Source organism: Rhizobium sp. 268 (assembly GCF_036571585.1).
Classification (GTDB): Bacteria; Pseudomonadota; Alphaproteobacteria; order Rhizobiales; family Rhizobiaceae; genus Rhizobium; species Rhizobium redzepovicii.
Window position 1 is genome coordinate 126561 of sequence record NZ_JAPPSO010000003.1, and the last position, 26164, is coordinate 152724.

Genomic DNA, 26164 nt, shown 5'->3' on the forward strand with positions numbered 1-26164 from the left:
CAATCAAGGCTTGCGGCGCCAGCCAATTACCGGGTTTCGAGGATGCGCATCAGCCGGCCGCGATAGCTGTCGAGAATGACGGCGAGCACGATGACGGCGCCGATGACGATCGGCTTGATGTTGTCGTCGGCGCCCAAGAGCTGCAATCCGGTCGACAGCACCTGCAGAATGCAGGCCCCGACCAACGTGCCGATGATCGAGCCCTTGCCGCCCGAGAGGCTGGTGCCGCCGATGATGACCGCGGCGATGGCATTCAGTTCGTAGCCGATGCCGGCGACCGGGCTGCCGACATTGAGGCGGAGCAAATAGACCATGGCAGCAATGCCGGCCGTCAGCCCCGAGATGGTGAAGACGGCGATCTTGTATCGTTTCGGCTGGTGACCCGACAGGCGGACGGCCTCTTCATTGGTGCCGATGGCGAAGACGAAGCGGCCGAAGACGGTGTAGCGCAGCACGAACCAGCCGATGAGGACGACGACGATCGCAATCAGGAAGATCGACGGGAAGATGCCCCAGAAGATCAGGTTGCCGAAATCGACGAAAGGCTGAGGTAGGCCGGTAATCGTCGAATTGTCGCTGACGACGCGGGCCAGGCCGCTCGCGACATTCAGCATGCCAAGGGTGACGATGAAGGACGGAAGCTTCCACTTCTCGCAGATCCAGCCGTTGACGGCGCCTAGCACGGCACCGGTGCCCATCGAGGCCAGGCAGGCGAGAATGATGGCCTGCCATGGCGAAAACGCCGGATTGATCATGATCGTCGCACCGATCACCGTGCAAAGGGCAAGCAGCGAGCCGACAGAGAGATCGATGCCGCCGACCAGGATGACGAAGGTCATGCCGGCGGCCAGCACGGTGTTGATGGCGATCTGCACAAAGATCTTCAGGAAATTCTCAGGCGTGGCAAAATAGGGCGCCGTCGCCGAGAAAAACGCCAGGATCAGGACGAGGGCAATGGCGACGCCCGCCTCCTTCATCGAGATCCTGATCAGCTTGTCCCAGAAGCGCGCCTCTTTTGCCTCGGTCTGTTTTTCAATGCTGGCGGACACGGCTGTACTCCTTGTAGGCGAGCGACAGGATCCTGCTCTCGTCAAATTGTTCGCGGGCGATTTCGCCCGATATCTTGCCGTCGGAGAAAACGATGATGCGATGGCAAATGCCGATCAGCTCCGGCAGATCCGAAGACACGACCAGCACACCTTTTCCTTCGGCGGCAAACTTCCACAAAAGCTCATAGATCTCGGCCTTGGCGCCAACGTCGATGCCGCGGGTCGGCTCATCGAAGATCAGCACCTTGGGACCGCGGAACAGCCATTTGGCGATGACGACCTTCTGCTGATTGCCGCCGGAAAAGGTCCTGACGGCCTGATGGATAGAGGGGGTCTTGATCCGCAACTCGCGCACGAGGCGCTGCGAATGATCGTCCTCCGCTCTACGGTTGATCAGCCCGTTGCGGGAGATCTTGGCGAGATCGGTGATGGTGGCATTCTGGGCACAGCTCATGTCGAGCATCAGGCCCTGCATCTTGCGGTCTTCGGTCGCCAGGCACAGGCCGGCGGCAACCGCATCCTTCGGCGAGTTGATCTCGACCGGCGCGCCGTCCAGGCGGATCTCGCCAGAGGCCTTCAGGTCGGCGCCGAAGAGGGCGCGCACCGCCTCGGTGCGGCCGCTGCCGACCAGGCCGGCAATGCCGACGATTTCGCCCTTGGCAACCGAGAAGGACAGTTCCGGGCTGTTGCGCGTCACCTTCAGGCCGGAGACACCGAGCGCTTCGCCGGATATTGTGCTGTCGCCTTTGAAGATGCCGTGATCGGCAAGCTTGCGCCCGACCATCAGCTCGACGATATCGGGAATAGCAAGGCCTGCCAGCGGCCGGGTGATCACATGCTGGCCGTCGCGCAGCACCGTCACCTCGTCGCCGACTTCGAAGATTTCCTCCAGCCGGTGGGAGATATAGAGGGTGGTGACGCCGCGGCCCTTCAGCCGTTTCAGAATCTCGAACAGGCGATCGACCTCCTTGGAGGTCAGGGTCGCCGTCGGTTCGTCGAGAACGAGAAGCTTGCTTTCGTAACATAGCGCCTTGGCGATCTCGACCAGCTGCAGCTGGGCGACGCTGAGGCGGCTCGCCAACGTCGTCGGGGCGACATCGAGGCCGACCTCTTCGAGCAGTTCGGCGGCCCTGGCGTTCATCGCCTTGTAGTTCACCAGGCCGTAGCGGCGCGGCAGATGTTCGAAGAGCAGGTTTTCGGCAACCGTCAGGTTGGAGAGGGGATGCAGCTCCTGGTGAATAACCCGGATGCCGGCCCTGAACGCCTCAAGCGGCGAGGCCGGGTGATAAGGCCTGCCGTCGAACAGGATGTGACCGTCATCCGGCCTGAAGACGCCGCCGAGCAGATTGATCAGGGTCGATTTTCCGGCGCCGTTCTCGCCAAGGAGAACATGCCCCTTGCCGCGGCCGATCCGCATCGAAACATCCTTGAGCGCCACGACTCCCGGGAAGCGCTTGCCGATCCCTTCCAGCCTCAGGATGTCGTCATCTACTGCGTCTGACACGTCGACCTCATGCGCGCTTATGCGATCCTCCGCGAAGGCGCATAGGAGAGGCTCGAAAACGAGCCTCATCCGGAGCGATCAACGCGTCAATCGGTTTGTTAGCGGTTGGCGCCGGCCAGCAGCCGGCGCTCCTTTGGTTTTACAACCGGCGATCCGCTTATTTCAGATCGGCAGAGGTGACGAGCTTGACGTCGGTCTTGACCCAGCCGGTGAATTTTTCGCCGGCAAGTTCGCGCATGCCATAGTCGATGCCCATAACCGCCATCTGCGCGCCATACTGCTCGACGGTGGCGAGCATCTTGCCATCCTTGATCAGCGGCTGAACGGGCGGGATGTTGTCGAAGCCGACAACCTTGATCTTTCCGGCCTGGCCGGCGGCATCGAGAGCCTTGACGACGCCGAGAGCCATGGAGTCGTTGGCGGCCATGACGCCCTGGATATCCTTATACTTCGTCAGGAAATTCGTCATGACGGTATTGGCTTCCTCGGTCTCCCAATGGGCGGTCTTGCTGTCGAGAAGCTCGAGCTTGCCCGATTTGACCGAGGCCATGAAGCCTTCCTTGCGCTCCTTGGCGTTGTCGGCCTCGGGGTTGCCCTCGAGGATGACCACCTTGGCGCCGGCTCCGAGATCCTTGGCCAGCGCATCGCCTGCAAGCTTTGCGCCTTCCTTGTTGTCAGGTCCGAAGAAAGCCAGATCGATACCGGCCTTCTTCTTGGCATCGGCATCGAGCGGTACGTCGATGTTGATGACCTTGACGCCGGCCTTGACCGCCTTTGCCAGCGGCGTCGCCATCGCCTTTGAATCGGCCGGTGCCACGACGATGATATCGTATTTCTGGGTGACGAAGTTCTCGACGGCGTCGACCTGCGAGGCGAAGTCACGCTCGTCCTTCATGCCGACGGCCTTGAAATCGAACTTGTCCTTGTTCTCGGCCGCATATTTGTCGGCGCCAGCTTTCATCTGCTTGAAGAACTCATTGGACAAGGATTTCATGATCAGGCCGACCTTCGGCTTCTCGGCCGCGAAGGCAGTCGACACGCTGCAGGACAGCGCCAGCACCAGGGTACCGGCGATACCGAGCTTCAAGGCCGCACGGCGCGGTGCATTGATCAAGACGGATTCACGCTTAAATTTGGACATTTTTTCCTCCGAACGGCCCAGGGCTCAGCTCCATCTGAGTTGCCCGCGGCAAATGAACCGTTTCCAACGCCAAATGGGTAACACGCCTCCAAAAATTGTCAAGCGACCAAAACGGCGCCCTGGAGCGAACTGCATCGCCACGTTCGACGCATATTGACATGAGCGCGATGAACCGTTTCCATGCTCTTAGGCAGGCGCTGCTCGCACGTTCAGACGCTGGAATCGAGACACGGCCCTTTGACTAGGGACCTGAAGACCATTAGCTGGAAGCCAGGATCAGGCGCCCTCGGGCGCCTTGCGCAGGCGAAGATGAAGGGCATCTATTTCTGTCATGTCAAAGGTCGGGATCAGGGATGTTGCCAAGCTTGCGGGTGTTTCCACCGGCACCGTTTCCAGGGTTTTGAACGATCATCCGTCCGTGACCAAGGATGTGCGGGCACGCGTCGAAGGGATCATCAAGGACCTGGGTTATCTGCCCGACCCGTCGGCAAGAAGCATGCGCAGCAAGGTCAGCCGCCTGATCGGCATCGTCATCCCGGATCTGACCAATCCCTTCTTCTCCGAACTCGTGCAATCGGCAGAACAGGCGGCGGCCAATCACGGCTATAATATCATCGTCATGACCTCGCTTGATCATGCGGCCAAGGAAGCCGATCGGATCAAGCAGCTGACGAGCCGGAAGGTCGACGGCATCATTCTCGTCCCCAGCAATGATTTTCATACGCTCAAGCTGCCGAAAGGGTTGCCGATCGTCGTCGTCGACCGTCTTATGCCCGGATATTCCGGCATCGCCGCCGATCACCGCGCGGGCGTTCGCCTCGGCGTCGAGCACCTTCTGAAGCTCGGCCATCGCCGCATCGGCTTCATCTCAGGGCCTGGACACTCGGTCCCCGCCAACGACCGCCTGAGGGGTTATCTCGACGCCATGGAGCAGACGGAGGACGGCGCGAAAACGGCGGGACCGCCGCTGATCGCCGAAGCCGCTTTCGACTATGAGAGCGGCCGCTCGGCTGGAAATTATCTTCTGGCCCGCGCCCGCAACGAACGGCCGACGGCGATCTTCGCCAGTTCGGACCAGCAGGCAATCGGCTGCATGCGGGCAGCGCATGATCTGGGAATTCCGGTTCCCGCGGCCCTTTCCATCGTCGGCTTCGACGGCATCCCGCTCGCCAGCATGACGACGCCGCGCCTGACGACGGTGAAGCAGCCGATCCAGGATGTCGCCGCCGCCGCGGTCGCCGTTCTGTTGAACAAGCAGACCGCGCCTGAGCTCGACAATCCGATCCTGTTTGCCTGCGAGGTTTTAGAGGGCGAAACCACCGCCCCGCCCCAGCCCGATTAGTCGCGCATGATGGCCGGCGGCGCTTTTCAGGCGGCGATGCCCTGATTGCCGCCGTTACGCAGCATGTTGCGCAGGCGATAGGCAATCGCCAGGGGCTTCGGGAAGGGCTTGCGCAGGAAGGCGACCTTGCGGACATAATTGTCGACCCGCCAGCTCGCCCAGGTTCCGCCGGCGAAAAAGGCGACGTCGCCGGCGCAGAGCGTGCGTTCGGTGCCGTCCTCGGCAGTGATATGGACCTCGCCTTCGAGGATCATCACTGTCTCGTCCCAGCCGAAATACCAGCGGAATTCGCCTGATGTGCAGTCCCAGATCGCCGTCAGCGAGGCCTCGTCATGACCGCGCGAATGCTCGGCGGTGCGGGCCTGCGGATTGCCGCTGATAATCCAGTCCGGATTGATCGGCGTCGATTTCAGCGGCAAGAGATCGCTTGCATGCGCGACGAAGGATTTGCCGGCCGGCTTTACCACGGCATAAGGCACCGAGCGCGCGGCCATGGCGACCGCACTTGCAAGCATCAGCTTCCAGGCCATGAAACAATCCCCAATTGTTATCCCTACCGAGATTTGGCTAACAGAGAGTCGTAAGCACCTGGTTCAAACGGGCACTAAAATTTTAACGATCCGGACAAGGATGGGTTGAAACGAGGTCAGAAGGCGTCAGGAAAGTGTCGCGGCAGCCGCCGTGGCATCACCGCGACAATATCGTAACGCTGGGAAAGCCGGGCCTGATCCGGCTGGCGGGCGAGCCAGAGATCGCTTGCCGCTCGTATGCGCTTCTGGGCGGCGGCGGAGACGGCGTCGACAGCTGCCGCCTCGCCGTGGCGGGCCTTGACTTCGACGAAGACGGCGAGGTCACCCTTGCGGGCAATAATATCGATCTCGCCGAGCCGGGTGCGGTGGCGCAGCGCCAGGATGCGGTAACCCTTCAGCATCAGAAAGACGGCGGCGACATATTCCGACGTCAGGCCGCGGCGTAGCGCCTTTCTTCTCAGGGCGGTGAGGTCGCTATCGCCCATCGGCGCCCTTCAGCTCCAGCAGGCGCTGGTAGAGCACCTTGCGCGGCAGACCGGTGAGACGGGCCGCCTCGGTCGCGGCCTTGGCCGTCGGCATGGTCTTCGAGAGATCGGCCAGCACGGCTTCGACATCGGCCTCCGGCGTTTCCACCGGCTCCGGCGGGCCGACGACGAGGACGATCTCGCCCTTGACGTTGTCCACCTCCCGGTAGTGCGCGGCAAGCTCGCCTAACGTGCCGCGGCGGAACTCCTCATAGGTCTTGGTCAGCTCGCGGCAGACGGAAGCGGGCCGGGCGCTGCCCAGCACGTCGGCGGCTGCAAGAAGCGTGGCGCCGATGCGATGCGGCGATTCAAAGAAGATCAGCGTCGCGGGGGCCGTGGCAAGTTCGCCGAGACGGTCGCGGCGGGCCTTGTCCTTGACCGGCAGGAAGCCGGCAAACAGAAAGGCGTCGTTCGGCAGGCCGGAGCCGACAAGGGCTGCAAGCGGCGCCGATGCGCCGGGAATGGGAATGACGCGGTAACCTGCCGCAATTGCCTGCTGCGCCAGCCGATAGCCGGGATCGGAGACCAGCGGCGTGCCGGCATCGGAGACCAGCGCCACCGAGCGGCCGGCCTCCAACGCCTGGAGGAGCCGCGGGCCGGCCTCGTCGGCATTGTATTCGTGATAGGCGAAGGGGCGATTCTGGATGCCGTAGCGGTCGAGCAGCACGCGGGTGACGCGCGTATCCTCGCAGGCGAGCACATCGGCGCCGGCCAGCGTTTCCAGCGCCCGCAGCGTGATATCGCCGAGATTGCCGATCGGGGTGGCGACCAGATAGAGCGCCGGCTCCAGCGGCCGCGCCGGCACCGCCATATTGTGCAGGCGGAAGCTTCGCCGGGTGGCGGCCTGCTCTGTCGTTTCCTCATTCATGCAATTTGCTTTCGTCCCGCCGTCATCGCGCCTTTATGGGCGAGCGGCACGGCTTCGGCAAGGGTTCGGATTTCTGTGAGAATTGCCCGGGAAAACCGCAAATGCAGGCGCTTGGCCCTCCATGCCTCTTGCAATCCGATGCTGAAGTCTGCCATTTTGCCCGTCCACTCCTCCGGTCTCAGGCCGGGAAAGCATTCTTCGGGTGCTCGATGCGCCCGGACAGTCACGGTCGAAAGCGGTAGCATTCCATGCGTATTACTATTGAGCGGTCAAACCTGTTGAAATCGCTGAACCACGTGCACCGCGTGGTCGAACGTCGCAACACGATCCCGATCCTGTCCAACGTATTGCTCAAGGCCGACGGCCAGAACCTCGACATGAAGGCGACCGACCTCGACCTCGAAATTACCGAGGCGACACCGGCAAGCGTCGAGCAGGCCGGCGCCACCACCGTTCCGGCCCATCTTCTCTACGATATCGTGCGCAAGCTTCCGGACGGCTCGGAAGTGCTGCTCGCCACCAGCACCGACGGCGGCTCGATGACCGTGCAGTCCGGCCGCTCGAAATTCTCGCTGCAGTGCCTGCCCGAATCCGACTTTCCCGATCTGACCGCCGGCACCTTCACGCATTCCTTCAAGCTGAAGGCGACCGATCTGAAGATGCTGATCGACCGCACGCAGTTCGCCATCTCGACGGAAGAGACGCGGTACTATCTCAATGGCATCTTCTTCCACACGATCGAGAGCAATGGCGACCTGAAGCTCAGGGCAGTCGCCACCGACGGCCACAGGCTGGCGCGCGCCGATGTCGATGCGCCCTCCGGCTCCGAAGGCATGCCCGGCATCATCATTCCGCGCAAGACGGTCGGCGAGTTGCAGAAGCTGGTCGACAATCCGGAGGTGACGGTGACCGTCGAGGTCTCCGACGCCAAGATCCGCCTGACCATCGGCTCGATCGTCATGACCTCGAAACTGATCGACGGCACCTTCCCGGATTACCAGCGGGTCATCCCGACGGGCAACGACAAGGAAATGCGCGTCGACTGCACGACCTTCGCCCAGGCCGTCGACCGTGTTTCCACCATTTCGTCCGAGCGCGGCCGCGCCGTCAAGCTGGCGCTGTCCGAAGGGCAGCTGATGCTGACGGTTAACAATCCGGATTCCGGCAGCGCGACCGAGGAAGTCGCCGTCGGTTACGACACGGATGCGATGGAAATCGGCTTCAATGCCAAATACCTGCTCGACATCACCGCGCAGCTTTCCGGCGAGCAAGCGATCTTCCTGCTGGCCGATGCCGGCTCGCCGACGCTGATCCGCGACACGGCGGGCGACGATGCGCTCTACGTGCTGATGCCGATGCGCGTCTGACGGGAACGAAGGCCCCCCGGCCCCGTTTTTCCTCCAGTTAAGCGGAGGATTGCTCCTCCTGTGAAAACGGAGGATCCGATGATGAAAAAGGCAGGAACGGTGCGCATCGGCGTATCCGGCTGGACCTATGCGCCCTGGCGCGGCCAGTTCTATCCGAAGGACCTGCCGCAGAAGCAGGAGCTTTCTTACGCCGCCCGGCGCTTCCCGTCGATCGAGATCAACGGCACCTTCTACAGCCTGCAGCGTTCGGAAAGCTTCGGCCGCTGGCGCGACGAAACACCTGGTGATTTCGTCTTCGCGGTCAAGGGGCCGCGCTTCATCACGCATATGCTGCGGCTGCGCGAGATCGAGACGGCGCTCGCCAATTTTCTCGCCTCCGGCCTGCTGCGGCTTGGCCCCAAGCTTGGGCCGATCCTCTGGCAATTCCCGCCGAACATGGCTTTCGATCCCGATCTTTTCGAAAATTTCCTGGCGCTGCTGCCGCAGGACCGCGATGCGGCTGAAGCACTTGCCAAGCGGCATGACGGGCACGTCAAAGGCCGGGCTTGGCTTCGAAGCGACGGCGATCAGCCGATCCGCCACGCGCTCGAAATCCGCCACAACAGCTTCCGCTCTGCCCCCTTCATCGAGATGCTTCGGCGACATAATGTCGCCCTCGTCTGCGCCGACACGGTGGAATGGCCATTGCTGATGGATATCACCGCCGATTTCATCTATTGCCGCCTGCATGGTTCCGAACAACTCTATGTCAGCGGCTATGAGGACGAGGCACTCGACCTATGGGCCGAACGCATCCGTGCCTGGGCAACCGGCGGAGAACCGAAAAATGCGACGCGGGTGCTGGCGCCGCTCGCAGCGTCCAGCAAGGGCCGCGACGTTTATCTCTATTTCGACAATACCGACAAGAAGCTGCGCGCGCCTGTTGACGCCGATCATCTTTGCCAAAGGCTTGCCGATCTTATGCCGCGTTCCGCCCCGAAAGCCGCATGAGCTGTTGATGCCGGTATCCTTGTTGCGAAAATCCTTGTCCCGACAGCGACAAGCGGCATATTAAGACAGTCGATCAACATGCGGATGGGTGGAGAATGCGCTTAAGGGTCAAGGTCAAGGAACAGCTCGGGAAAAGATTCGATGAGGAAATCCGTTTCTTCCGGGGGATGATGCAGGGGCCGAAGACGGTCGGCTCGATCGTGCCGACCTCCTCGATCACCGCCAGGCGCATGGCAAGCGTCATCGACATGCATTCCGGGCTACCGGTGCTTGAGCTCGGGCCCGGCACCGGCGCGATCACCAAGGCGATCCTTGGCCGCGGTGTGAAGCCGGACAATCTGGTCGCGATCGAATATTCGACGGATTTCCACCAGCATCTGCTGCGCGCCTATCCCGGTGTGCACTTCATCAACGGCGATGCCTTCGATCTCAAGACCACACTTGGCACCTTCGGCGACCAGACGTTCGATTGCGTCATCTCCTGCATTCCGCTCTTGAACTTCCCGATGGCGATGCGCGTCTCGCTGCTCGAAAGCCTGCTCGACCGCCTGCCTGCCGGCCGGCCGGTGGTGCAGATCTCCTACGGCGCGATCTCGCCGATCGCCGCCAATCCCGACCGTTACCATATTCAGCATTTCGACTTCGTCATGCGCAACATCCCGCCGGCGCAGCTCTGGATTTATAAGCGCGGCTGATGTTCGGACTCTATATCACCCATCCGCAAGTCAAGATCGATGCCAACGTGCCGGTGCCGAAATGGGGGCTTTCCGATGTCGGCGCCGCGCGTGCGCGCAAAGCGGCCGAGAGTGCCTGGGCGCGGCAATTGCGGCGGATCATCTCCAGCGACGAGACCAAGGCGATCGAGACGGCCGAAATTTTGGCGGAAGCCACCGGCGTGACGATCGAGATCGTCCACGGCATGCATGAAAACGACCGTTCGGCCACCGGCTTCCTGCCGCCTGCGCAATTCGAGGAAGCGGCCAACTGGTTCTTCGCCCATCCGGAAGAGAGCTTCAAGGGCTGGGAGCGCGCCGTCGACGCGCAAGCCCGCATCGTCGAGGCGGTGAAGACCGTTCTTGCCACGCATGATGCGACAGCCCCGATCGCCTTCGTCGGCCATGGCGGCGTCGGCACGCTGCTCAAATGCCATCTGGCCGGCAAGCCGATCGGCCGCGACCGCGACCAGCCGAGCGGCGGCGGCAATCGCTATGCTTTCGGCCTTGCGGATCTGGCCCTGACATGCGACTGGACACCCATCGAAGACTGGCGGGGGTGACTTGAAATGGACGCACGCGAGCGGCTGATCGTCGGCCTGGATGTTCCAACGATCGGCGAGGCGGAAAAACTGGTTTCCACGCTCGGCGACGACATTCTCTTCTATAAGATCGGCTATCAGCTGGTCTTTGCCGGCGGGCTGGAATTCGCCCGCGATCTTGCCGCAAGCGGCAAGAAGATCTTCCTCGACATGAAACTGCTCGACATCGACAATACCGTTGCTTCAGGCGTCGAGAACATCGCCAAGATGGGCATGTCGATGCTGACGCTGCATGCCTATCCCAAGGCGATGAAGGCGGCGGTCGAGGCGGCGGCCGGCTCCGACCTCTGCCTGCTCGGCGTCACGGTGCTGACCTCGATGGATGCCGAAGACCTTGCCGACGCCGGCTACAGCCAGGATCCGCACAGCCTGGTGCTGCGCCGAGCCGGACAAGCGCGCGCCGCTGGCATGGGCGGTATCGTCTGCTCAGCGGCTGAGGCGGCGGAGGTGCGCGAGATCGTCGGACCCGACATGGCGATCGTCACCCCCGGCATTCGTCCGACGGGCAGCGACCATGGCGACCAGAAGCGGGTGATGACGCCGTTCGACGCGCTGAAGGCGGGAGCGACACACCTCGTCGTTGCCCGGCCGATCGTCAAGGCGCCCGATCCCCGGCATGCCGCTCGCGCCGTGCTCAACGAAATGGTTGCTGCGCGCTGGCCGGCAAACCGCTGACAGACACCAAAAGGGAGAAGACCATGGCCAAGGGGTATTGGATCGCCCGCGTCGATGTTCGCGATGCAGAGCGCTATAAGGATTATGTGGCGGCGGCCAAACCCGCCTTCGAAAAATACGGCGCAAATTTCCTGGCGCGCGGCGGCGCCTTGACCGAACTGGAAGGCAAGGCGCGCGCCCGCAACGTCGTGATCGAATTCCCCTCGATGCAGCATGCCGTCGACTGCTACAATTCACCGGAATACCAGATCGCCGCCAAAATCCGCCAGGAAGTGGCGGATGCGGAAATGGTCGTCGTCGAAGGCGTCTAGAGCGCCGTGCGTCGTTTCGGACGATGCGTCAGGCGAGTTCGGATCCGCAAAAACTGACGGTGCGATGGGCCTTCCCGTCGCGCCGGGATTCGGTTAAGACGGGTGCCGATACAGCATCCTGCCCAGCCTTTCGAGGAACCTGCCATGACCCTTGCCAACCTGCCGCCGCTCGTCACCGTATTCGGAGGATCCGGCTTCGTGGGCAGGCACGTGGTTCGGGCACTCGCCAAGCGCGGCTACAATATCCGCGTCGCCGTGCGCCGTCCCGATCTCGCCGGCTTCCTGCAGCCGCTCGGCAATGTCGGCCAGATTTCCTTCGTCCAGGCGAACCTGCGCTATCGCAATTCGATCGACCGCGCCGTCGACGGTGCGGATCATGTCGTCAACTGCGTCGGCATTCTGCACGAGACCGGCCGCAACACCTTCGACGCGGTGCAGGAATTCGGCGCGCGCGCGGTCGCTGAAGCGGCGCGCGGCACAGGCGCCACGCTCGCCCATATTTCGGCGATCGGCGCCAATGCCAATTCCGAGTCCGGCTATGGCCGCACCAAGGGCCGCGCCGAAACCGCCATCTTCTCGGTCAAGCCCGATGCTGTGATCTTCCGCCCGTCGATCGTCTTCGGCCCGGAAGACAGCTTCTTCAACAAGTTTGCCGACATGGCCCGCATGTCGCCGGTCCTGCCGCTGATCGGCGGCGGCAAGACGAAATTCCAGCCCGTCTATGTCGAGGATGTCGCCGAGGCCGTCGCCCGCGCCGTCGACGGCAAGGTTGCCGGCGGCAAGGTCTATGAGCTTGGCGGGCCCGAGGTGCTGAGCTTCCGCGAATGTCTCGAGATGATGCTGAAGGTGACGAGCCGCAAGAACCCGCTGGTCTCCCTGCCCTTCGGCATTGCGTCGATGATCGGCAGCATCGCCTCGCTGATCCCCCTCATAACGCCGCCGATCACCCCGGATCAGGTTCGTATGCTGAAGCATGACAACATCGTTTCGCCGGCCGCCGAGGCGGAAGGCCGCACGCTGAAGGGCCTCGGCATTGCGCCGACCATGGCCGCATCGGTGCTCGGCTCCTATCTCGTGCATTATCGTCCGCACGGCCAGTATACCGGCACCGGCAAGGCCGCCTGAACAGTTTCGAGCTTCTGGAGGACGCCGTTCGCGCACGCCGCGGACGGCGTTTTGCTTTGCCGGCTTAAGCAAAGCCGGCGCAAGTTTGAAATGTTGTTGTGCCGGCCATATCAGGCGCAGTTGCATAAAAGACGCATCGGAAATTTTGTGGAATTAACACCAAATTTAGCAGGAACGTTTATTGCTATTTGCCATTCCACTGACTACCAAACCCGCGCGTCTTCCAACGGACTCAACGCTTGGCATCGCGTGCGGCAATCACTGTGAAAGGCATTTCTCGATGGGCAAGTCAATCGCGCTCCTGTTTGCGTGTGCGGCGCTGGTTATCCTTGCAGGCTCCTTCGTTGCGTCCGGTTCGGTCGCAGCAGTGAAGGGCGGCTGCTCGCCGGCCTACGGCGTCGATCCTTGCTCGACGGCTTCGATCAGCCATTGACGAAAGGCCGGCCTCGCCGCCGGCATCTTTCATAAAGACACCTAGCGGTCGGAGCGCCTGAAGCAGGACGCTCCAAAATGAACGCCCGGTCTTGCCCGCTTCAAAACAGCAGCGAGCACCGCTTATCTTGCTATCTGAAAAATACGGCGCCCTTGGCTGGCAATCGCATGCCTGTCCATAAGCTCGACGCGGCAAATTGCATTCGCGCCGGGGAGCCGCGCGAATGCAATGCGTTGGGATGTCTCAGCCGATCAAGCCGGTTGCGGCCATGCCGAGCAGCAGGACGCCGAGAATGATGCGGTAGACGGCAAACAGCGTGAAGCGGTTGCTTCTGATATAGGCCAGCAGCCATTTGACGGCGATGAAAGCGACGATCGTGGAAACGACGAAGGCGATGCCGAGTGCCGTCCAGTCTTCGTTTGCCGCGCCGCCGTCCTTGAAGGTCTTCAGCAATTCATAGCCGCTCGCCGCATACATGGTGGGGATGCCGACGAGAAAGGCAAATTCGGTCGCTGCGGCGCGGTTGCCGGTGCCGGCCAGCATGGCGACGAAGATCGTAGCGCCGGAGCGCGAGGTTCCCGGGAAGACACCGGCGACGATCTGGGCGATGCCGACGAGGATGGCGACGAGCCAGGTGATTTCCTTATGGGGGGCTTTGCGCGCCGCGGCCCATTCGGCAAAGATCATCCAGAAACCGCCGATGATGAGCGCCCAGGCGATCGGCGTCGCGGTCTCCGGCAGTTCGAAGCCGAGCTTCTTGACGATAAGTCCGAGAATCGCAGTGATGAGAAAGGCGACGATCAGCTTGGCGGCATAGTCGCGATTCTCAGGCTCCCGCCAGCCAAGCACCAGATCCAGCAGCCGACGCCAGTAGATGATGGTGACGGCGAGGATAGCGCCGGCCTGAATGACGATATTGAACATGTCCGACCGGTGGCCGAGCCATTGCTCCGCAATGATCAGGTGGCCGGTGCTCGAGATCGGAAGAAATTCGGTGATCCCCTCGATGACACCGAGAAGCGCAGCATTGATATAATCCATACATTGTCTCCGTTTAAAGGTCGGCCGGGCCTGACCGCTTGGGTCGATCAGGCCGCCGCTTCCATTCGTTCGTTAGACCGTATCTCGCCATTGTCAGATGGCGTAAAATCCGATTCGCTTGTATTGGCGGGGCCAAGCTCCTATAGCTTCAACCAATGAGTCATGACTAGGGCGCTATAACTGAGCTGCCACACAGTCCTGTAACAGCAATCACGAAGCTCGAGTATCGATGCCCACGCTTTATCATCATCCCATGTCATCCGCATCTCGCTTCGTCCGGCTGATCCTGGCCGAATACGGCTATCAGGCGGATCTGATCGAGGAGCAGACATGGGAGAAGCGCCGGGATTTCCTGGCGCTCAACCCGGCCGGCACGCTGCCTGTTTATGTCGACGACAGCATGCGGGCGCTCTGCGGCGCGACCGTCATTTCCGAATATCTGGACGAGACGCATGGCGTGTTGAAGCGCGACCGGCGGCTGCTCGCCGAGGACCCTTTCCAGCGGGCGGAAATCCGCCGGCTGAGCGAGTGGTTCATGCAGAAGATGGAAAACGACGTGACCAAGCCGCTCGCCCGCGAGCGTGTCTACAAGTTGCAGATGACCGCCGATCAGGGCGGCGGCGCGCCGGATTCGAAGATTTTGCGCACGGCCCGCGCGAATATCCGCCAGCATATGCGCTATCTCACCTGGCTTGCCGGCTCGCGCCAATGGCTTGCGGGCGAGCGGATGAGTTATGCCGACCTTGCCGCCGCGGCCTCGATTTCGATCCTCGATTATCTCGGCGAGATCGACTGGGCTGATGCGCCCGTCGTCAAGGACTGGTACCAGCGGCTGAAATCGCGCCCCTCCTTCCGGCCGATGCTGACCGAGCGGGTGCGCGGCCTGACGCCGGTTTCGCACTATGCCGATCTGGATTTCTGACGAGGGCTCTCCATGCCCGAAGCCGATAGAGATGACAAAGAGCGCCGCCGCCGCGACAATTTGACCATGTTCGTGCGGGCGGAATCTGCCGCCAAGGGATTCGATCTCTGCCGCATCACGCGGCCCGACGCGATTCCCGAAGCCAAAGAGCGCCTCGGCCAGTTCATCGATGCCGGGCGCCATGGGACGATGGAGTGGATGGCGGAGACCCGCGACCGTCGCGGCGATCCGCGCACACTCTGGAGCGAGGTGCGGTCCGTCGTGGTCTTCGGCCTCAACTACGCCCCTAAAGAAGATCCGCGCGGCATCCTCGCCAAACCCGATAAGGCTGCGATCTCGGTCTATGCCCGCAACCGCGACTATCACGACATCATCAAGGGCCGGCTGAAGGAAATCGCCACGCGATTTGCGGCGCGGGCCGACGCCGATGTCAAAGTCTTCGTCGATACCGCCCCTGTCATGGAAAAGCCGCTGGCGGCGGCAGCCGGCCTCGGCTGGCAGGGCAAACATACCAACCTCGTCAGCCGCACGCACGGTTCCTGGCTATTTCTCGGCAGCATGTTCACCACCGCCGATCTCGCCGTCGACGCTGAAGAGACCGATCATTGCGGCTCCTGCCGCGCCTGTCTCGACGCCTGCCCGACGGCCGCCTTTCCGGGACCCTATCAGATCGATGCGCGGCGCTGCATTTCCTACCTCACCATCGAGCATAAGGGGCCGATCGATCCTGAACTGCGGTTGCCGATCGGCAATCGCATCTATGGCTGCGACGATTGTCTGGCCGCCTGTCCGTGGAACAAGTTCGCAAATGCGGCCTCCGAGATGAAGCTGAAGGCGCGGGACGATCTGCAGGAGCCATCGATCGCCTTTCTGCTGACGCTTGACGATGCCGCTTTCCGCACCTTTTTCAGCGGCTCGCCGGTGAAGCGGATCGGCCGTGACCGCTTTATCCGCAATGTGCTGATCGCCGCCGGCAATTCCGGCGAGAAGGCGCTTATCGCCCAATGTCGGCTGCTCGCCGGCGACGCCTCGCCGGTGGTGCGGGGAATGGCAGTGTGGGCGCTGTCGCGGCTGATGGCGGCTGACGAATTCTCGGCCTTTGCCGCACAAAGGGCTGGTGAGAGCGATGACGACGTATTGAACGAATGGCGGTTGGCGGGAGTGGGCTGATGCATGTGATGATTTTTGGCTGCGGTTTTTCCGGCACGGCGATCGCCAAGGCCTTTGCCGGCAACGGCGTGCGCATTTCCGGCACTACCCGCTCGGCCGACAAGATGGCGGCGTTCCGGCAATACGGCATCGAAGCCTTCCTTTTCGACGGCGAGACCGTGACCGACGACTTGCGCCGGGCGCTGGGAAGCGTCACCCACCTCGTGCAGTCGATCGCGCCCGGCAAAGGCGACCCGTTGCTTCGGTTGCTGGACGAAGACCGCGCAAGCCTGCCGTCCAGCCTCGAATGGATCGGTTATCTCTCCACCGTCGGCGTCTATGGCGATCACAAGGGCGCCTGGATCGATGAGGAAACACCCTGCGTGCCCGTATCCGGGCGCTCGAAGGAGCGGCTCGAAGCGGAAGCGGGCTGGCTGGCAATGGGTGAGGCGTGCGGTGTGCCGGCGGCGGTGCTGCGCCTTTCCGGCATTTACGGGCCGGGGCGCAATGCCTTCTGCAATTTGGACAAGGGCACGGCGCGGCGGCTGATCAAGAAGGACCAGGTGTTCAACCGTATCCGCGTCGAGGATATCGGTGCCGCGACCCGCTTCCTGTCAGAGCATGGCCTCAGCGGCATCTATAACGTCACCGACGACCGGCCCGGCCCGCCGCAGGACGTGATTGTCGAGGCGGCACGGCTGATGGGCGTCGAACCCCCGCCGGAGCAGGCGTTTGAGACCGCCGAGCTGACGCCGATGGCGCGCTCCTTCTACGGCGAGAACAAGCGGGTTTCGAATGCGAAACTCAAGGCCGCCGGCTTCGAATTCGCCTTCCCGAACTATCCGATGTCGCTTGCGCAATTGTGGCAGGACGGACGCTGGCGGGGCTAGAGCCCAAGCGTTTCATACACTCAAAATCAGCGCCCATAATGAGTAGGAAATACCTACTTTACCCATTTGTCGGGATGATTTTCGCCGTATATTATGGTTAACGGCCTTTAAATTTGCGCAAATGTGGCGGAAAATATGGCGAAGCCGGAAAAAAAATTTCGCGATTTTTGTGAGTGCCGGGATGTTAACCGCTCCACTGAAAAATTCGTTCGGATTTTAACTGATTTCACTGCGTTTTTTCCGTTTCCCCCATCACCGCCCGCTTCCGAAATTCCATCATCGCACTCACGAATATTACATATTGTAACATTCCGTGATCATGCGCGGCACTTTTTCGCCACTTTTTCACAGATTTAAGCCCCGCCGCCTGCAAGGGCGTGAGTTCAATAGTTGAGGGATACTCTGTTTTGAAGAAAATATGTCGTTCTATTATCGCTGCCGCAACTATTGCAGCCTGCTCTTTCCTGCTTCCGGCGGAGAGTTTTGCTGGAAATGGCTGCGGCGGTGCTTCATGGTACGCACTTCACTCCAAAACTGCTTCCGGAGAACGTATGAATCCCGCCGTCTTGACTGCCGCACATCGTTCGCTTGCCTTCGGCACCAAGGTCAAGGTCACCAACCGCAACAATGGCCGCACCGTCGTCGTTCGCATCAACGACCGCGGTCCGTTCATCCGCGGCCGCGTACTCGACCTGTCGCGCGCCGCGGCACAGAACATCGGCATGGTCAGCTCCGGCACGGCGAAGGTCTGCTACCAGGTGATCAGCTAAAGCTGACAGCCGGTGATCAGCCAAAGCTGATCGAGGTGGTCAGCTGGGGCCAGGCCGGCCTTGCAGCAATTGGCTGCGCCGTCACCGGCGCTTGCTCTTGCCGTCAATCGCGGTTACCACGCGGTTGAGACTTGTGAACATTCCGCCCGCGCCTGTCGTGACCATGCGGACCGATCACACGTCATGGCAATTAGGAGATTTGTGAATGCGTCTGGGCGGCCGCCTCGAAGGGGCGATTTCTGTGCTCGCGGATATCGATGCCCGCAAGCGGCCCGTTGCCGACGCGCTGAAGGACTGGGGCCTTGCGCACCGCTTCGCCGGTTCCGGCGACCGCGCCGCCATCGGCAACATCGTCTATGACGCCCTGCGCATGCGGCTTTCCCATGCCTGGCTGATGGACGACGAGAGTGCCGCCGCCATTGCCCATTCCGTCATGTTCCGCCAATGGGGTTTCACCCCCGACAGTCTCGCCGCCGAACTGGCGGACGACAAGTTCGCGCCGGCACCGCTTTCGGCCGATGCCCTCTCGGCCTTCGCAAGCCGCTCGCTCGACGATGCGCCGCCGCATATCCGCGGCGATATTCCCGAATGGGTCCAACCCTCCTTCGAACAGGCCTTCGGCGCCGGCTGGCTCTCCGAGGCGCAGGCACTCGCGACGCGCCCGACACTTGATCTGCGCGCCAACATCTTGAAGTCCTCCCGCGACAAGGCCGTCAAGGCGCTCGAACGCGCCGGTGCACATGCAGCGAAAATCGCCCGCTACGGCATCCGGATTGCCGCCGGCGAAGGCGCTTCGCGACTTCCCAACGTGACGGCCGAACTTTCGTTCCAAAAAGGCTGGTTCGAAGTTCAGGACGAGGGTTCGCAGATCGTCGCCGACCTGGTGCTCGCCCATGAGGGCGACCAGGTCCTCGACTATTGCGCCGGCGGTGGCGGCAAGACGCTCGCCATGGCCGCCGCCATGCAGAACAAGGGACAGGTTCACGCTTACGACGCCGACCGCAAGCGGCTGGCCCCGATCATCGAGCGGCTGAAGCGGGCCGGCACACGCAATGTCCAGGTGCATGACGACGCCAAGGGCCTTGCCGGGCTTGCCGGACGCTGCGACAAGGTGCTTGTCGACGCGCCCTGCACTGGCACCGGCACGTGGCGCCGCCGCCCCGATACGAAATGGCGGCTGACGGCGAAGAACCTCGACGAACGCACCGCCCAGCAGCAGGGCGCGCTGGCGCAGGCAAGCGGCTTCGTCAAGCCAGGCGGTGAGCTGATCTACGTCACCTGCTCGGTGCTGCCGCAGGAGAACGAGGAACAGGTGCGCCGCTTCACGGCCGACAATCCTGATTTCCAGATCGTCAGCGCCCTGCCCGCCTGGGATGCGCTCTTCGGCAAAGACGCCCCGCGCCCGCACTCTTCCGATGGCCTGACAGTGACGCTGACGCCGGCTTCCACAGATACGGACGGCTTCTTCTTTTGCCGCCTGCAGCGGAAGGGCTGACGCCGCGGCAAATGGCGCGGTGGTTGCCGATTTTTCCGGGCGAATGCTCCGCAAAACAAGCGCGTGTGCAGACCTCTTGCATCCTTAAAACCATTCCAAACTAGAGCATTTGACACCAGTTTGCTTTTGGGCGAAGAGACGGGGCCCGATTTAGACGGAAAACCCGTCACAGGAGAGGATAATGAAGCTCAATAAACTCCGCGCAGCCGTGCTGGCGATCGCCCCCGCAGCCCTGCTCGCCCTTCCCGCGCATGGCGAGACCGATGCCGCCGCCGTGGTGAAACACTATGCCGAAGTGGCCCATGCCAAATACGAAGACTCGCTGACAACGGCAAAGGCGCTCGATGCCGCGATCGACGCCTTCCTGAAGACGCCTGATGACGCGACGCTGAAGACCGCCCGGGACGCCTGGATCAAGGCGCGCGTTCCCTATCAGCAGACGGAAGTCTATCGCTTCGGCAATCCGATCGTCGACGACTGGGAAGGCAAGGTCAATGCGTGGCCGCTCGATGAAGGCCTGATCGACTACGTCGATCCCTCCTACGGCACCGAGAGCGACGAAAACTCTCTCTATGTCGCAAATGTCATCGCCAACAAGACGATCAAGATCGACGGCAAGGATGTCGACGCCTCCAAGCTGACGCCGGAATTCCTCTCCGGCACGCTGGCCGAGGCCGGCGGCATCGAAGCAAACGTCGCGACCGGCTACCATGCCATCGAATTCCTGCTCTGGGGCCAGGATCTGAACGGCACGGGACCCGGCGCCGGCAACCGCCCGGCGACCGATTACGACCTGAAGAATTGCACGCACGGCAATTGCGACCGCCGCGCCGAATATCTGAAATCCGCCTCCACCCTGCTGGTTTCCGACCTGCAGGAAATGACCGACAACTGGAACGCGGACGGCGCTGCGACGAAGAATGTCGAAGCTGACCCGAAGGCCGGCCTCGTCGCGATCCTGACTGGCATGGGTTCGCTTTCCTACGGCGAGCTTGCCGGCGAGCGCATGAAGCTCGGCCTGCTGCTGCACGATCCCGAGGAAGAGCATGATTGCTTCTCCGACAACACCTACAACTCGCATCTGAACGACGCGATCGGCATTGCCGCCGCCTATACCGGCAACTATACCCGCGTCGACGGCACCAAGCTCAGCGGACCGTCGCTGCATGATCTGGTGGCCGCCAAGGACAAAGCGCTCGACGCCGAGATGGAAGGCAAGCTCAACAAGACGCTCGACGCGATGAATGCCATGGCCAAGCGCGGCGAGACAGTCGAGAAGTACGACCAGATGATCGGCGAAGGCAACAAGGAAGGCAACGCCGTTGTTCAGGCCGCCATCGACGGATTGATCGACCAGACGAAATCGGTACAGCGCGTTATTGCCGCACTCGATCTCGGCACGGTTCAGCTTGAAGGTTCCGACAGCTTGGATAATCCTAACGCCGTCTTCAAATAAGCAAAGGCGGGCCGCTTCGATGACGGAGCGGCCCCGACTCTGAAATGCGATTTGTTACTTCCCTCATTCCTGTGCTCGTCACAGGAATCCAGCCACGGCGCGTCCGCGCCGTGAATGACTCGGTCAGAGGGGAGTCTTCCACGCCCAAGGACTTGGGCGCACTGGATTCCTGTGACATCCCTCGGGCAAAGCCCGAGGAAGCGAATGAGGGCGTTGCAAAGGAAGCGCGCGCCAGCACCCCGGAGCTTACCGCTCGGGCTCATCGCGTCCTCTCAAAACTCCGCCCATGCCTCCGCGTCGCAGCCTACGCCGCCCTTGCCGGAGCACCCGTGGCTTTTGCCTCCGGTTTCGATCTTCCAACCAAACGCACCGACCTTCCCGAAACCGATCTCAAACGCGTCGCCGACGTGACGCGGCCGACTAGCGATTTTTCCAAAGCTGAACAATATGAGGCGATGCAGGCGGGCGGGGCGACCTCGATCGATCCCGTCACCGAAGACAGTTTCTCGCATATTTCGGCCAACATTCCCTTCGAGGAAGAGCAGAATTTCAAGCTCGGCAATGCGCTTTTCCGTAAGCTCTGGGTTTCCTCCCCCTCCTCGACGCAGGCTTCCGATGGGCTCGGCCCTCTCTTCAACGCCCGCTCCTGCATGAGCTGTCACGTCAATGACGGCCGCGGCAAACCGCCGGAAGGGGGTCCAAGCGCCGTCTCGATGTTCCTGCGGCTTTCCCGTGCGGCCGCAACGCCGGAGGAAGAAAAGGCGATCGCAGGCGCGGATATCCTCAATTTCCCCGATCCGGTCTATGGCCATCAGCTGCAGGATCTTGCCGTTCCCGGTCTTGCCGCCGAAGGCCGGATGACGATCCGCTATGATGAGGAGACGGCAACGCTTGGCGACGGCGAAACCGTGTCTCTGCGCCGCCCGCATTATGCGGCGACCAACTTGGCCTATGGACCGCTCGATGCGGCGACGACGATCTCGGCGCGTGTCGCCCCCGCCATGATCGGCCTCGGGCTGATCGAGGCCATTCCCGAGGCAGATATCCTTGCCCATGCCGACCCCGATGATGCCGATGGCGACGGCATTTCGGGCAAGGCGGCGATCGTCCGTGATCACCGCAGCGGCGAGATCGCGCTCGGCCGCTTCGGCTGGAAGGCACAGAACGCCACGGTGCGCGACCAGAATGCCGACGCATTTGCCAATGATATCGGCATCTCGACACCCGACCACCCGGACGCGCATGGTGATTGCACCAAGGCGGAGGAGAAATGCCTCGATCTGCCGACCGGCGTGCAGAAACGGCTGGGCGCGGAAGAAGCGCCGGGCCCCATTCTCGACCTCGTGACCTTCTACTCCGAAAATCTTGCCGTTCCGGCGCGCCGCAAGGCGAGCTTTCCCGAGACGCTGAAGGGCAAACGGATTTTCTATGAAAGCGGCTGCATTTCCTGCCATGTGCCGAAATTCGTCACCCGCCGGGATTCGGCAGACAAGGCGCAGTCCTTCCAACTGATCTGGCCCTATTCCGACTTCCTTTTGCACGATATGGGCGACGGGCTTGCCGACGGGCAGCAAGTCGGTCTTGCAAGCGGACGTGAATGGCGCACGCCACCGCTATGGGGTATAGGACTGACCCGGACTGTCAGCGGACACAGCTTTTTCCTGCATGACGGCCGTGCGCGGGATCTCACCGAGGCGATCCTCTGGCACGGCGGCGAAGCAGACAAGGCCCGCAACGCTTTCTCCTCCCTGTCGAAAGACGACAGGGCGGCCCTGATTACATTCCTGGAGTCACTTTGATGCGCCTTTGGCACCCCCTGCTCTGCCTCACTCTGATCGGCCTTGCCACGTCGGCGGCTGCCCAGACCGCCGCTCCGCCGGCAGGGATGAACGAGGATGCCGTTCCCGCCGTGATGCAACGCGCGGTCGACGAGGTGATCCGCCCCGGCTATCGCAACATGCAGCAGTCCGCCGCCCGGCTGACGACGGCGATGAAGGATCTTTGCGACGGCGGCACCCAGCAGACGCTGGATAAGGCGAAGTCGGCCTTTGACGATACGATCCGCTACTGGTCGATCATCGAAATCGTCCAGACCGGACCTGTTATCCAGGACAATCTCTTCGAACACATCCTGTTCTACCCCGACCGCAAGGGCGTTGGCCTGAAGCAGGTGCAGGCGCTAATCGCCAAGGCCGACCCGAAGGATGCGACGGTCGATGCGATCGCCGGCAAGAGTGTGGCGCTGCAGGGCCTGACGGCGCTGGAATACGTGCTTTACGGCAACGGCTCGGACGATCTGATCAAGCAGAAGGGCGGCTTCCGTTGCCTTTACGGCGCCGCTGTCGCCGGCAATATCCAGCGTGAGGCCGGCGAAGTCGTCGCCGCCTGGGAAAAGCCGGACGGCGTGCAGGCGAGCTGGAAACATCCGGGTCCGCAGAGCAACGATTTCATGGACAATAAGGAAGCCGTGACAGCGCTGCTCGGCATTCTCGTCCACGGCGCCGAGAACGTCCGCGACCAGCGGCTGGAGCAATTCTACAAGGGCAAGGACACCACGCCGCGCCCGCGCATGGCGATCTACTGGCGTTCCAAGAATACCTGGAAATCAATGACCGCCAATATCGACGGCCTGCGCACGCTCTGGCAGAAGGCCGGCATGGCCGAGCTTCTGCCGCCGGACAAACAGGCAGTCGCCGCCTCGATCGACGAAGACTTCAAATCGCTGCTCGACAGCGTGCCGAAACTCAACCCCGATATAGACGCCGCCACAAGCGATGCGGAAAAGGCCAAGCTCGACACGCTTTTGGCCGAAAGCCGTGATCTGATCACTAGGATCAGCGACGAATATGGCGCCGCAATCGGCCTCTCGGCCGGCTTTTCCTTTTCAGACGGGGACTGAAGCGATGACGCGAACAACTGCTATCGACCGACGCGGTTTCGTCAAGGCCGCCGGACTCGGCTTCCTTGCGAGTTTGGCGCCGAAGTCGCTGATGGCCCTGGAGCGGGCCGATGCAGTTTATGCCTCGGGCATTCGCGCTGCCGACGGCTCCTTTGCCGTTGCCACCGTGACGGAGCGCGGCGAGATCGTCGACCAGGTCAAGCTTCCCGCCCGGGCCCACGGCATGGCGTTCAGCGCCGTCTCCGGCAGGACCGTCGCTTTCGCCCGCCGGCCCGGCACCTATGCCATGATCTTCGACCCCTGGCACAGGAGCGAGCCGATCGTCATCAGCGCCAGGGTAGACCGGCATTTCTATGGCCACGGCGCCTTTTCTCCCGACGGTCGTTTTCTCTACGCCAGCGAAAACGACTTCGACGGCAATCGCGGTATGATCGGCATCTACGACGCCGGCAACCGCTTCACCCGCATCGGCGAATACGAGACCTATGGCATCGGTCCGCACGATATGACGGTTTCCGATGACGGAGGCCTTCTGATCGTCGCCAATGGCGGCATCGAGACGCATCCGGATTTCGGCCGCACCAAACTCAATCTCGGGGAGATGCAGCCGTCGCTGGCGCTGATCGATGCGGCGACCGGGGCGCTTGTCGAAAAACATGTGCTGCCGGCGCAATGGGCGGAGCTTTCCACCCGCCACGTCGATCTCGACGACAAGGGCCGCATCTGGTTTGCCTGCCAATACGAAGGTCACCGCAAGGATTTACCGCCGCTCGTCGGCCATTTCGCCAAGGGCGAAGAGCTTTCCTTCATCGACCTGCCGGAGCAGACGACGCGCAGGCTGGCTAATTACGTTGGTGCGATTGCCGTCAACCGCAGCGAGGGCATCGTCGGCATCACCTCGCCGAAGGGCGGCGCCTCGGTGACCCTCGACGCAAGGACGGGCAAGGTCCTGGCCGAGACGATCATTCCGGACGCGGCCGGCATCGCCCCGGCCAAAAGCGGCTTTGCCGTCTCCTCCTACGACGGCGATTTCCTGTCGACCCGCAGCGACGTCGCATGGGACCAGCATATCGTGCGGATTTAGCCGCCGCGCGAATAGGCTTTCTGCTCGGCACTGACGCTTGAGGCGGCGGCCCTGGCCGCCTCATGCAGCCATTCGTTTCCCCGCGTCTTGATATCCTGGAGAATCCTCGCTGTCGCAGCCGCATCGTTGGAATGGCAATTGGCGATCTCGAAACCCATCAATTCGAGCATCGTCGGCGAAAGCAGGATGTCGGAGTGGCGGTCGATTTCGATCTTACAGCTGTTCGGCGAGAGCCGGCGCACGAGGATGCGGCCGGAAATCTGGTAATGCGGATCGACGCACCGCGCCCGCCCATTGGCGATCTCTCCCACATGGATCGCCATGTCCTGTGGTCTGTGGCGAAGCGACCAGGCGGACGGCATCAGCGCCTTGGCCTCACGCAGCACCGGCCCGCCCTGCCATTCCGCATAGGCGACGAAACGCGGCCGGCCGAGGCTGCCGGTGCCGCCGCTGCGCGGCTTCGCCACGAAAGGTCCCGAACCGGGCGGCAGTGCAGCTGCGAGCGCCTTGGCATAAGCGGATGGCGGCGGCTCGCGTCCGGGAAGCAGCATTTCATATTTCTCCCAAAACTCCCGGCGTTCGGAATTCGGCAGCATCAGCGCCTTGCGCAGCCACTTGTGATCCCGCTCGAGAATGACGGGCAGTGGATTTTCAAGGCCCCTGCGATAGCCGCTGAGGATCAACTCGCCGATCATCCGAACCGAGGGACCATCCTCGCCGCGCGCCAGGATGGCGCTTGCCGCAAGGCGAACGAGATCCAGCGCATAGGGCATCACAGCCGCATCGTCGAAATCATTGACGCCCCAGACGAGCCGGCCTTCGCCATCGCGCCAAGTGCCGAAATTCTCCAGATGCGTATCGCCGATCGCCAGCACTTCGGGCGCGCGGCCAAGCTCCGGGCAGATATCGAGGATGGTCTCGCACCAACGCCAATAGGTGGCCCGCAGGAAGACGAAGCCGCCGCTGCGCATCTTCTCGTGCTTCTCAAGAAGATCCTCCTTGACGAGATCGCCGCCGAGTTCGCCCGCCAGCCAGGTCTCGAAATTGCGGACCGATTGCGATATCGTCGTCATGCGCCGGCGCTCCGTTCTTTCGAGACATGACGCGGAGAATACGCGCTGAGCGCGAAGCTGCAATCGTCTTCGCACCGGCTTGCATCACCCGCTTGCATGGCGACGGAAAGACGAAAGGTTGCCCCGGCGACACGGCCGCAGCTTTCCATCGGCGCTGAGACCGATTTCAGCAATGTGCAGCTTGTCGAATCCGGCCCGCCATGCCACTTTC

The 26164-nt window shown here is 62.2% G+C and carries 27 protein-coding genes; 18 read left to right on the forward strand and 9 right to left on the reverse strand.

Annotated features, from left to right (window positions below; translation table 11 throughout):
- Positions 1 to 26: 26 nt before the first annotated feature.
- The 3 genes from OS035_RS07115 to OS035_RS07125 form a co-directional block, all read right to left on the reverse strand.
- Positions 27 to 1049, reverse strand: coding sequence for an ABC transporter permease (locus OS035_RS07115; protein ID WP_183779082.1), 1023 nt, complete (start codon positions 1047 to 1049; stop codon positions 27 to 29).
- Entirely contained in the window at positions 1033 to 2553 is a 1521-nt protein-coding gene (locus OS035_RS07120) for a sugar ABC transporter ATP-binding protein (RefSeq protein ID WP_097624842.1), read from the reverse strand. Before OS035_RS07120 ends, OS035_RS07115 begins: the two co-directional genes overlap by 17 nt.
- A gap of 157 nt (positions 2554 to 2710) precedes the next feature.
- The gene (locus OS035_RS07125) at positions 2711 to 3694 is read right to left on the reverse strand and encodes a sugar ABC transporter substrate-binding protein (RefSeq protein ID WP_183852860.1); all 984 of its coding nucleotides are present in this window, start codon (positions 3692 to 3694) and stop codon (positions 2711 to 2713) included.
- Between the two features lie 331 nt (positions 3695 to 4025).
- Between OS035_RS07125 and OS035_RS07130 the strand changes: the two genes are divergently transcribed.
- Complete coding sequence (locus OS035_RS07130) at positions 4026 to 5036, forward strand: LacI family DNA-binding transcriptional regulator (protein ID WP_183779077.1); 1011 nt, start codon at positions 4026 to 4028, stop codon at positions 5034 to 5036.
- A gap of 26 nt (positions 5037 to 5062) precedes the next feature.
- Here OS035_RS07130 and OS035_RS07135 read toward each other — a convergent pair whose 3' ends face one another.
- The 4 genes from OS035_RS07135 to OS035_RS07150 form a co-directional block, all read right to left on the reverse strand.
- Complete coding sequence (locus OS035_RS07135) at positions 5063 to 5566, reverse strand: cupin domain-containing protein (RefSeq protein ID WP_097624600.1); 504 nt, start codon at positions 5564 to 5566, stop codon at positions 5063 to 5065.
- A gap of 116 nt (positions 5567 to 5682) precedes the next feature.
- Positions 5683 to 6051, reverse strand: coding sequence for a YraN family protein (locus tag OS035_RS07140; RefSeq protein WP_331813581.1), 369 nt, complete (start codon positions 6049 to 6051; stop codon positions 5683 to 5685).
- Positions 6041 to 6958, reverse strand: a complete 918-nt coding sequence (gene rsmI, locus OS035_RS07145; RefSeq protein ID WP_331813582.1) for a 16S rRNA (cytidine(1402)-2'-O)-methyltransferase — start codon at positions 6956 to 6958, stop codon at positions 6041 to 6043. The genes OS035_RS07140 and rsmI overlap by 11 nt, the downstream gene beginning before the upstream one ends.
- Entirely contained in the window at positions 6955 to 7113 is a 159-nt protein-coding gene (locus OS035_RS07150) for a hypothetical protein (protein ID WP_165503874.1), read from the reverse strand. Before OS035_RS07150 ends, rsmI begins: the two co-directional genes overlap by 4 nt.
- A 93-nt stretch (positions 7114 to 7206) precedes the next feature.
- On the opposite strand from OS035_RS07150, the gene dnaN reads away from it, so the two are divergent.
- The 8 genes from dnaN (at position 7207) to OS035_RS07190 (ending at position 13174) form a co-directional block, all read left to right on the forward strand.
- On the forward strand, positions 7207 to 8325 hold the full coding sequence (gene dnaN, locus OS035_RS07155; RefSeq protein ID WP_064835993.1) for a DNA polymerase III subunit beta: 1119 nt from the start codon (positions 7207 to 7209) through the stop codon (positions 8323 to 8325).
- A gap of 78 nt (positions 8326 to 8403) precedes the next feature.
- Positions 8404 to 9315, forward strand: a complete 912-nt coding sequence (locus OS035_RS07160) for a DUF72 domain-containing protein (RefSeq protein WP_331813583.1) — start codon at positions 8404 to 8406, stop codon at positions 9313 to 9315.
- Positions 9316 to 9410: 95 nt separating this feature from the next.
- Entirely contained in the window at positions 9411 to 10010 is a 600-nt protein-coding gene (gene pmtA, locus OS035_RS07165) for a phospholipid N-methyltransferase PmtA (RefSeq protein WP_097624596.1), read from the forward strand.
- Positions 10010 to 10591: a histidine phosphatase family protein gene (locus tag OS035_RS07170; RefSeq protein WP_183852867.1), complete on the forward strand. Its 582-nt coding sequence runs from the start codon at positions 10010 to 10012 to the stop codon at positions 10589 to 10591. Before pmtA ends, OS035_RS07170 begins: the two co-directional genes overlap by 1 nt.
- 6 nt (positions 10592 to 10597) lie before the next feature.
- The gene (pyrF, locus tag OS035_RS07175) at positions 10598 to 11305 is read left to right on the forward strand and encodes an orotidine-5'-phosphate decarboxylase (RefSeq protein WP_097624594.1); all 708 of its coding nucleotides are present in this window, start codon (positions 10598 to 10600) and stop codon (positions 11303 to 11305) included.
- 23 nt (positions 11306 to 11328) lie between these two features.
- Positions 11329 to 11616, forward strand: coding sequence for a DUF1330 domain-containing protein (locus OS035_RS07180; protein WP_012482361.1), 288 nt, complete (start codon positions 11329 to 11331; stop codon positions 11614 to 11616).
- A 144-nt stretch (positions 11617 to 11760) separates the two neighbouring features.
- Entirely contained in the window at positions 11761 to 12741 is a 981-nt protein-coding gene (locus tag OS035_RS07185) for a complex I NDUFA9 subunit family protein (RefSeq protein WP_097624592.1), read from the forward strand.
- A gap of 280 nt (positions 12742 to 13021) precedes the next feature.
- Entirely contained in the window at positions 13022 to 13174 is a 153-nt protein-coding gene (locus OS035_RS07190) for a hypothetical protein (RefSeq protein WP_003570911.1), read from the forward strand.
- A gap of 243 nt (positions 13175 to 13417) precedes the next feature.
- Here OS035_RS07190 and OS035_RS07195 read toward each other — a convergent pair whose 3' ends face one another.
- Positions 13418 to 14215, reverse strand: a complete 798-nt coding sequence (locus tag OS035_RS07195; protein ID WP_097624591.1) for an undecaprenyl-diphosphate phosphatase — start codon at positions 14213 to 14215, stop codon at positions 13418 to 13420.
- A gap of 229 nt (positions 14216 to 14444) precedes the next feature.
- On the opposite strand from OS035_RS07195, the gene OS035_RS07200 reads away from it, so the two are divergent.
- The 9 genes from OS035_RS07200 (at position 14445) to OS035_RS07240 (ending at position 24880) form a co-directional block, all read left to right on the forward strand.
- Positions 14445 to 15137 carry a glutathione S-transferase family protein gene (locus tag OS035_RS07200; protein WP_049730772.1) on the forward strand — a complete coding sequence of 231 codons (693 nt, stop codon included), beginning with the start codon at positions 14445 to 14447 and terminating at the stop codon, positions 15135 to 15137.
- A 12-nt stretch (positions 15138 to 15149) separates the two neighbouring features.
- Positions 15150 to 16307, forward strand: a complete 1158-nt coding sequence (queG, locus tag OS035_RS07205) for a tRNA epoxyqueuosine(34) reductase QueG (RefSeq protein WP_183852869.1) — start codon at positions 15150 to 15152, stop codon at positions 16305 to 16307.
- Positions 16307 to 17176, forward strand: a complete 870-nt coding sequence (locus OS035_RS07210) for an SDR family oxidoreductase (RefSeq protein WP_097624589.1) — start codon at positions 16307 to 16309, stop codon at positions 17174 to 17176. Before queG ends, OS035_RS07210 begins: the two co-directional genes overlap by 1 nt.
- A gap of 407 nt (positions 17177 to 17583) precedes the next feature.
- The gene (locus OS035_RS07215; protein WP_097624588.1) at positions 17584 to 17946 is read left to right on the forward strand and encodes a septal ring lytic transglycosylase RlpA family protein; all 363 of its coding nucleotides are present in this window, start codon (positions 17584 to 17586) and stop codon (positions 17944 to 17946) included.
- A gap of 205 nt (positions 17947 to 18151) precedes the next feature.
- Positions 18152 to 19441, forward strand: a complete 1290-nt coding sequence (locus OS035_RS07220) for an RsmB/NOP family class I SAM-dependent RNA methyltransferase (protein ID WP_097624587.1) — start codon at positions 18152 to 18154, stop codon at positions 19439 to 19441.
- 181 nt (positions 19442 to 19622) lie between these two features.
- Positions 19623 to 20897, forward strand: a complete 1275-nt coding sequence (locus OS035_RS07225) for an imelysin family protein (RefSeq protein ID WP_183852871.1) — start codon at positions 19623 to 19625, stop codon at positions 20895 to 20897.
- Between the two features lie 44 nt (positions 20898 to 20941).
- Complete coding sequence (locus tag OS035_RS07230) at positions 20942 to 22696, forward strand: di-heme oxidoreductase family protein (protein ID WP_179867087.1); 1755 nt, start codon at positions 20942 to 20944, stop codon at positions 22694 to 22696.
- Positions 22696 to 23796 (forward strand): imelysin family protein, encoded by a 1101-nt coding sequence (locus OS035_RS07235; protein ID WP_097624584.1) that lies wholly within the window; start codon positions 22696 to 22698, stop codon positions 23794 to 23796. Before OS035_RS07230 ends, OS035_RS07235 begins: the two co-directional genes overlap by 1 nt.
- Positions 23797 to 23800: 4 nt before the next feature.
- Entirely contained in the window at positions 23801 to 24880 is a 1080-nt protein-coding gene (locus tag OS035_RS07240) for a DUF1513 domain-containing protein (RefSeq protein WP_097624583.1), read from the forward strand.
- On the opposite strand, the gene OS035_RS07245 is transcribed toward OS035_RS07240, so the two are convergent.
- A complete protein-coding gene (locus OS035_RS07245; RefSeq protein WP_183852873.1) occupies positions 24877 to 25953 on the reverse strand; it encodes a DUF2252 family protein in 1077 nt (358 codons plus the stop codon). The two genes, OS035_RS07240 and OS035_RS07245, sit on opposite strands and share 4 nt — an antisense overlap.
- Positions 25954 to 26164 lie beyond the last annotated feature (211 nt).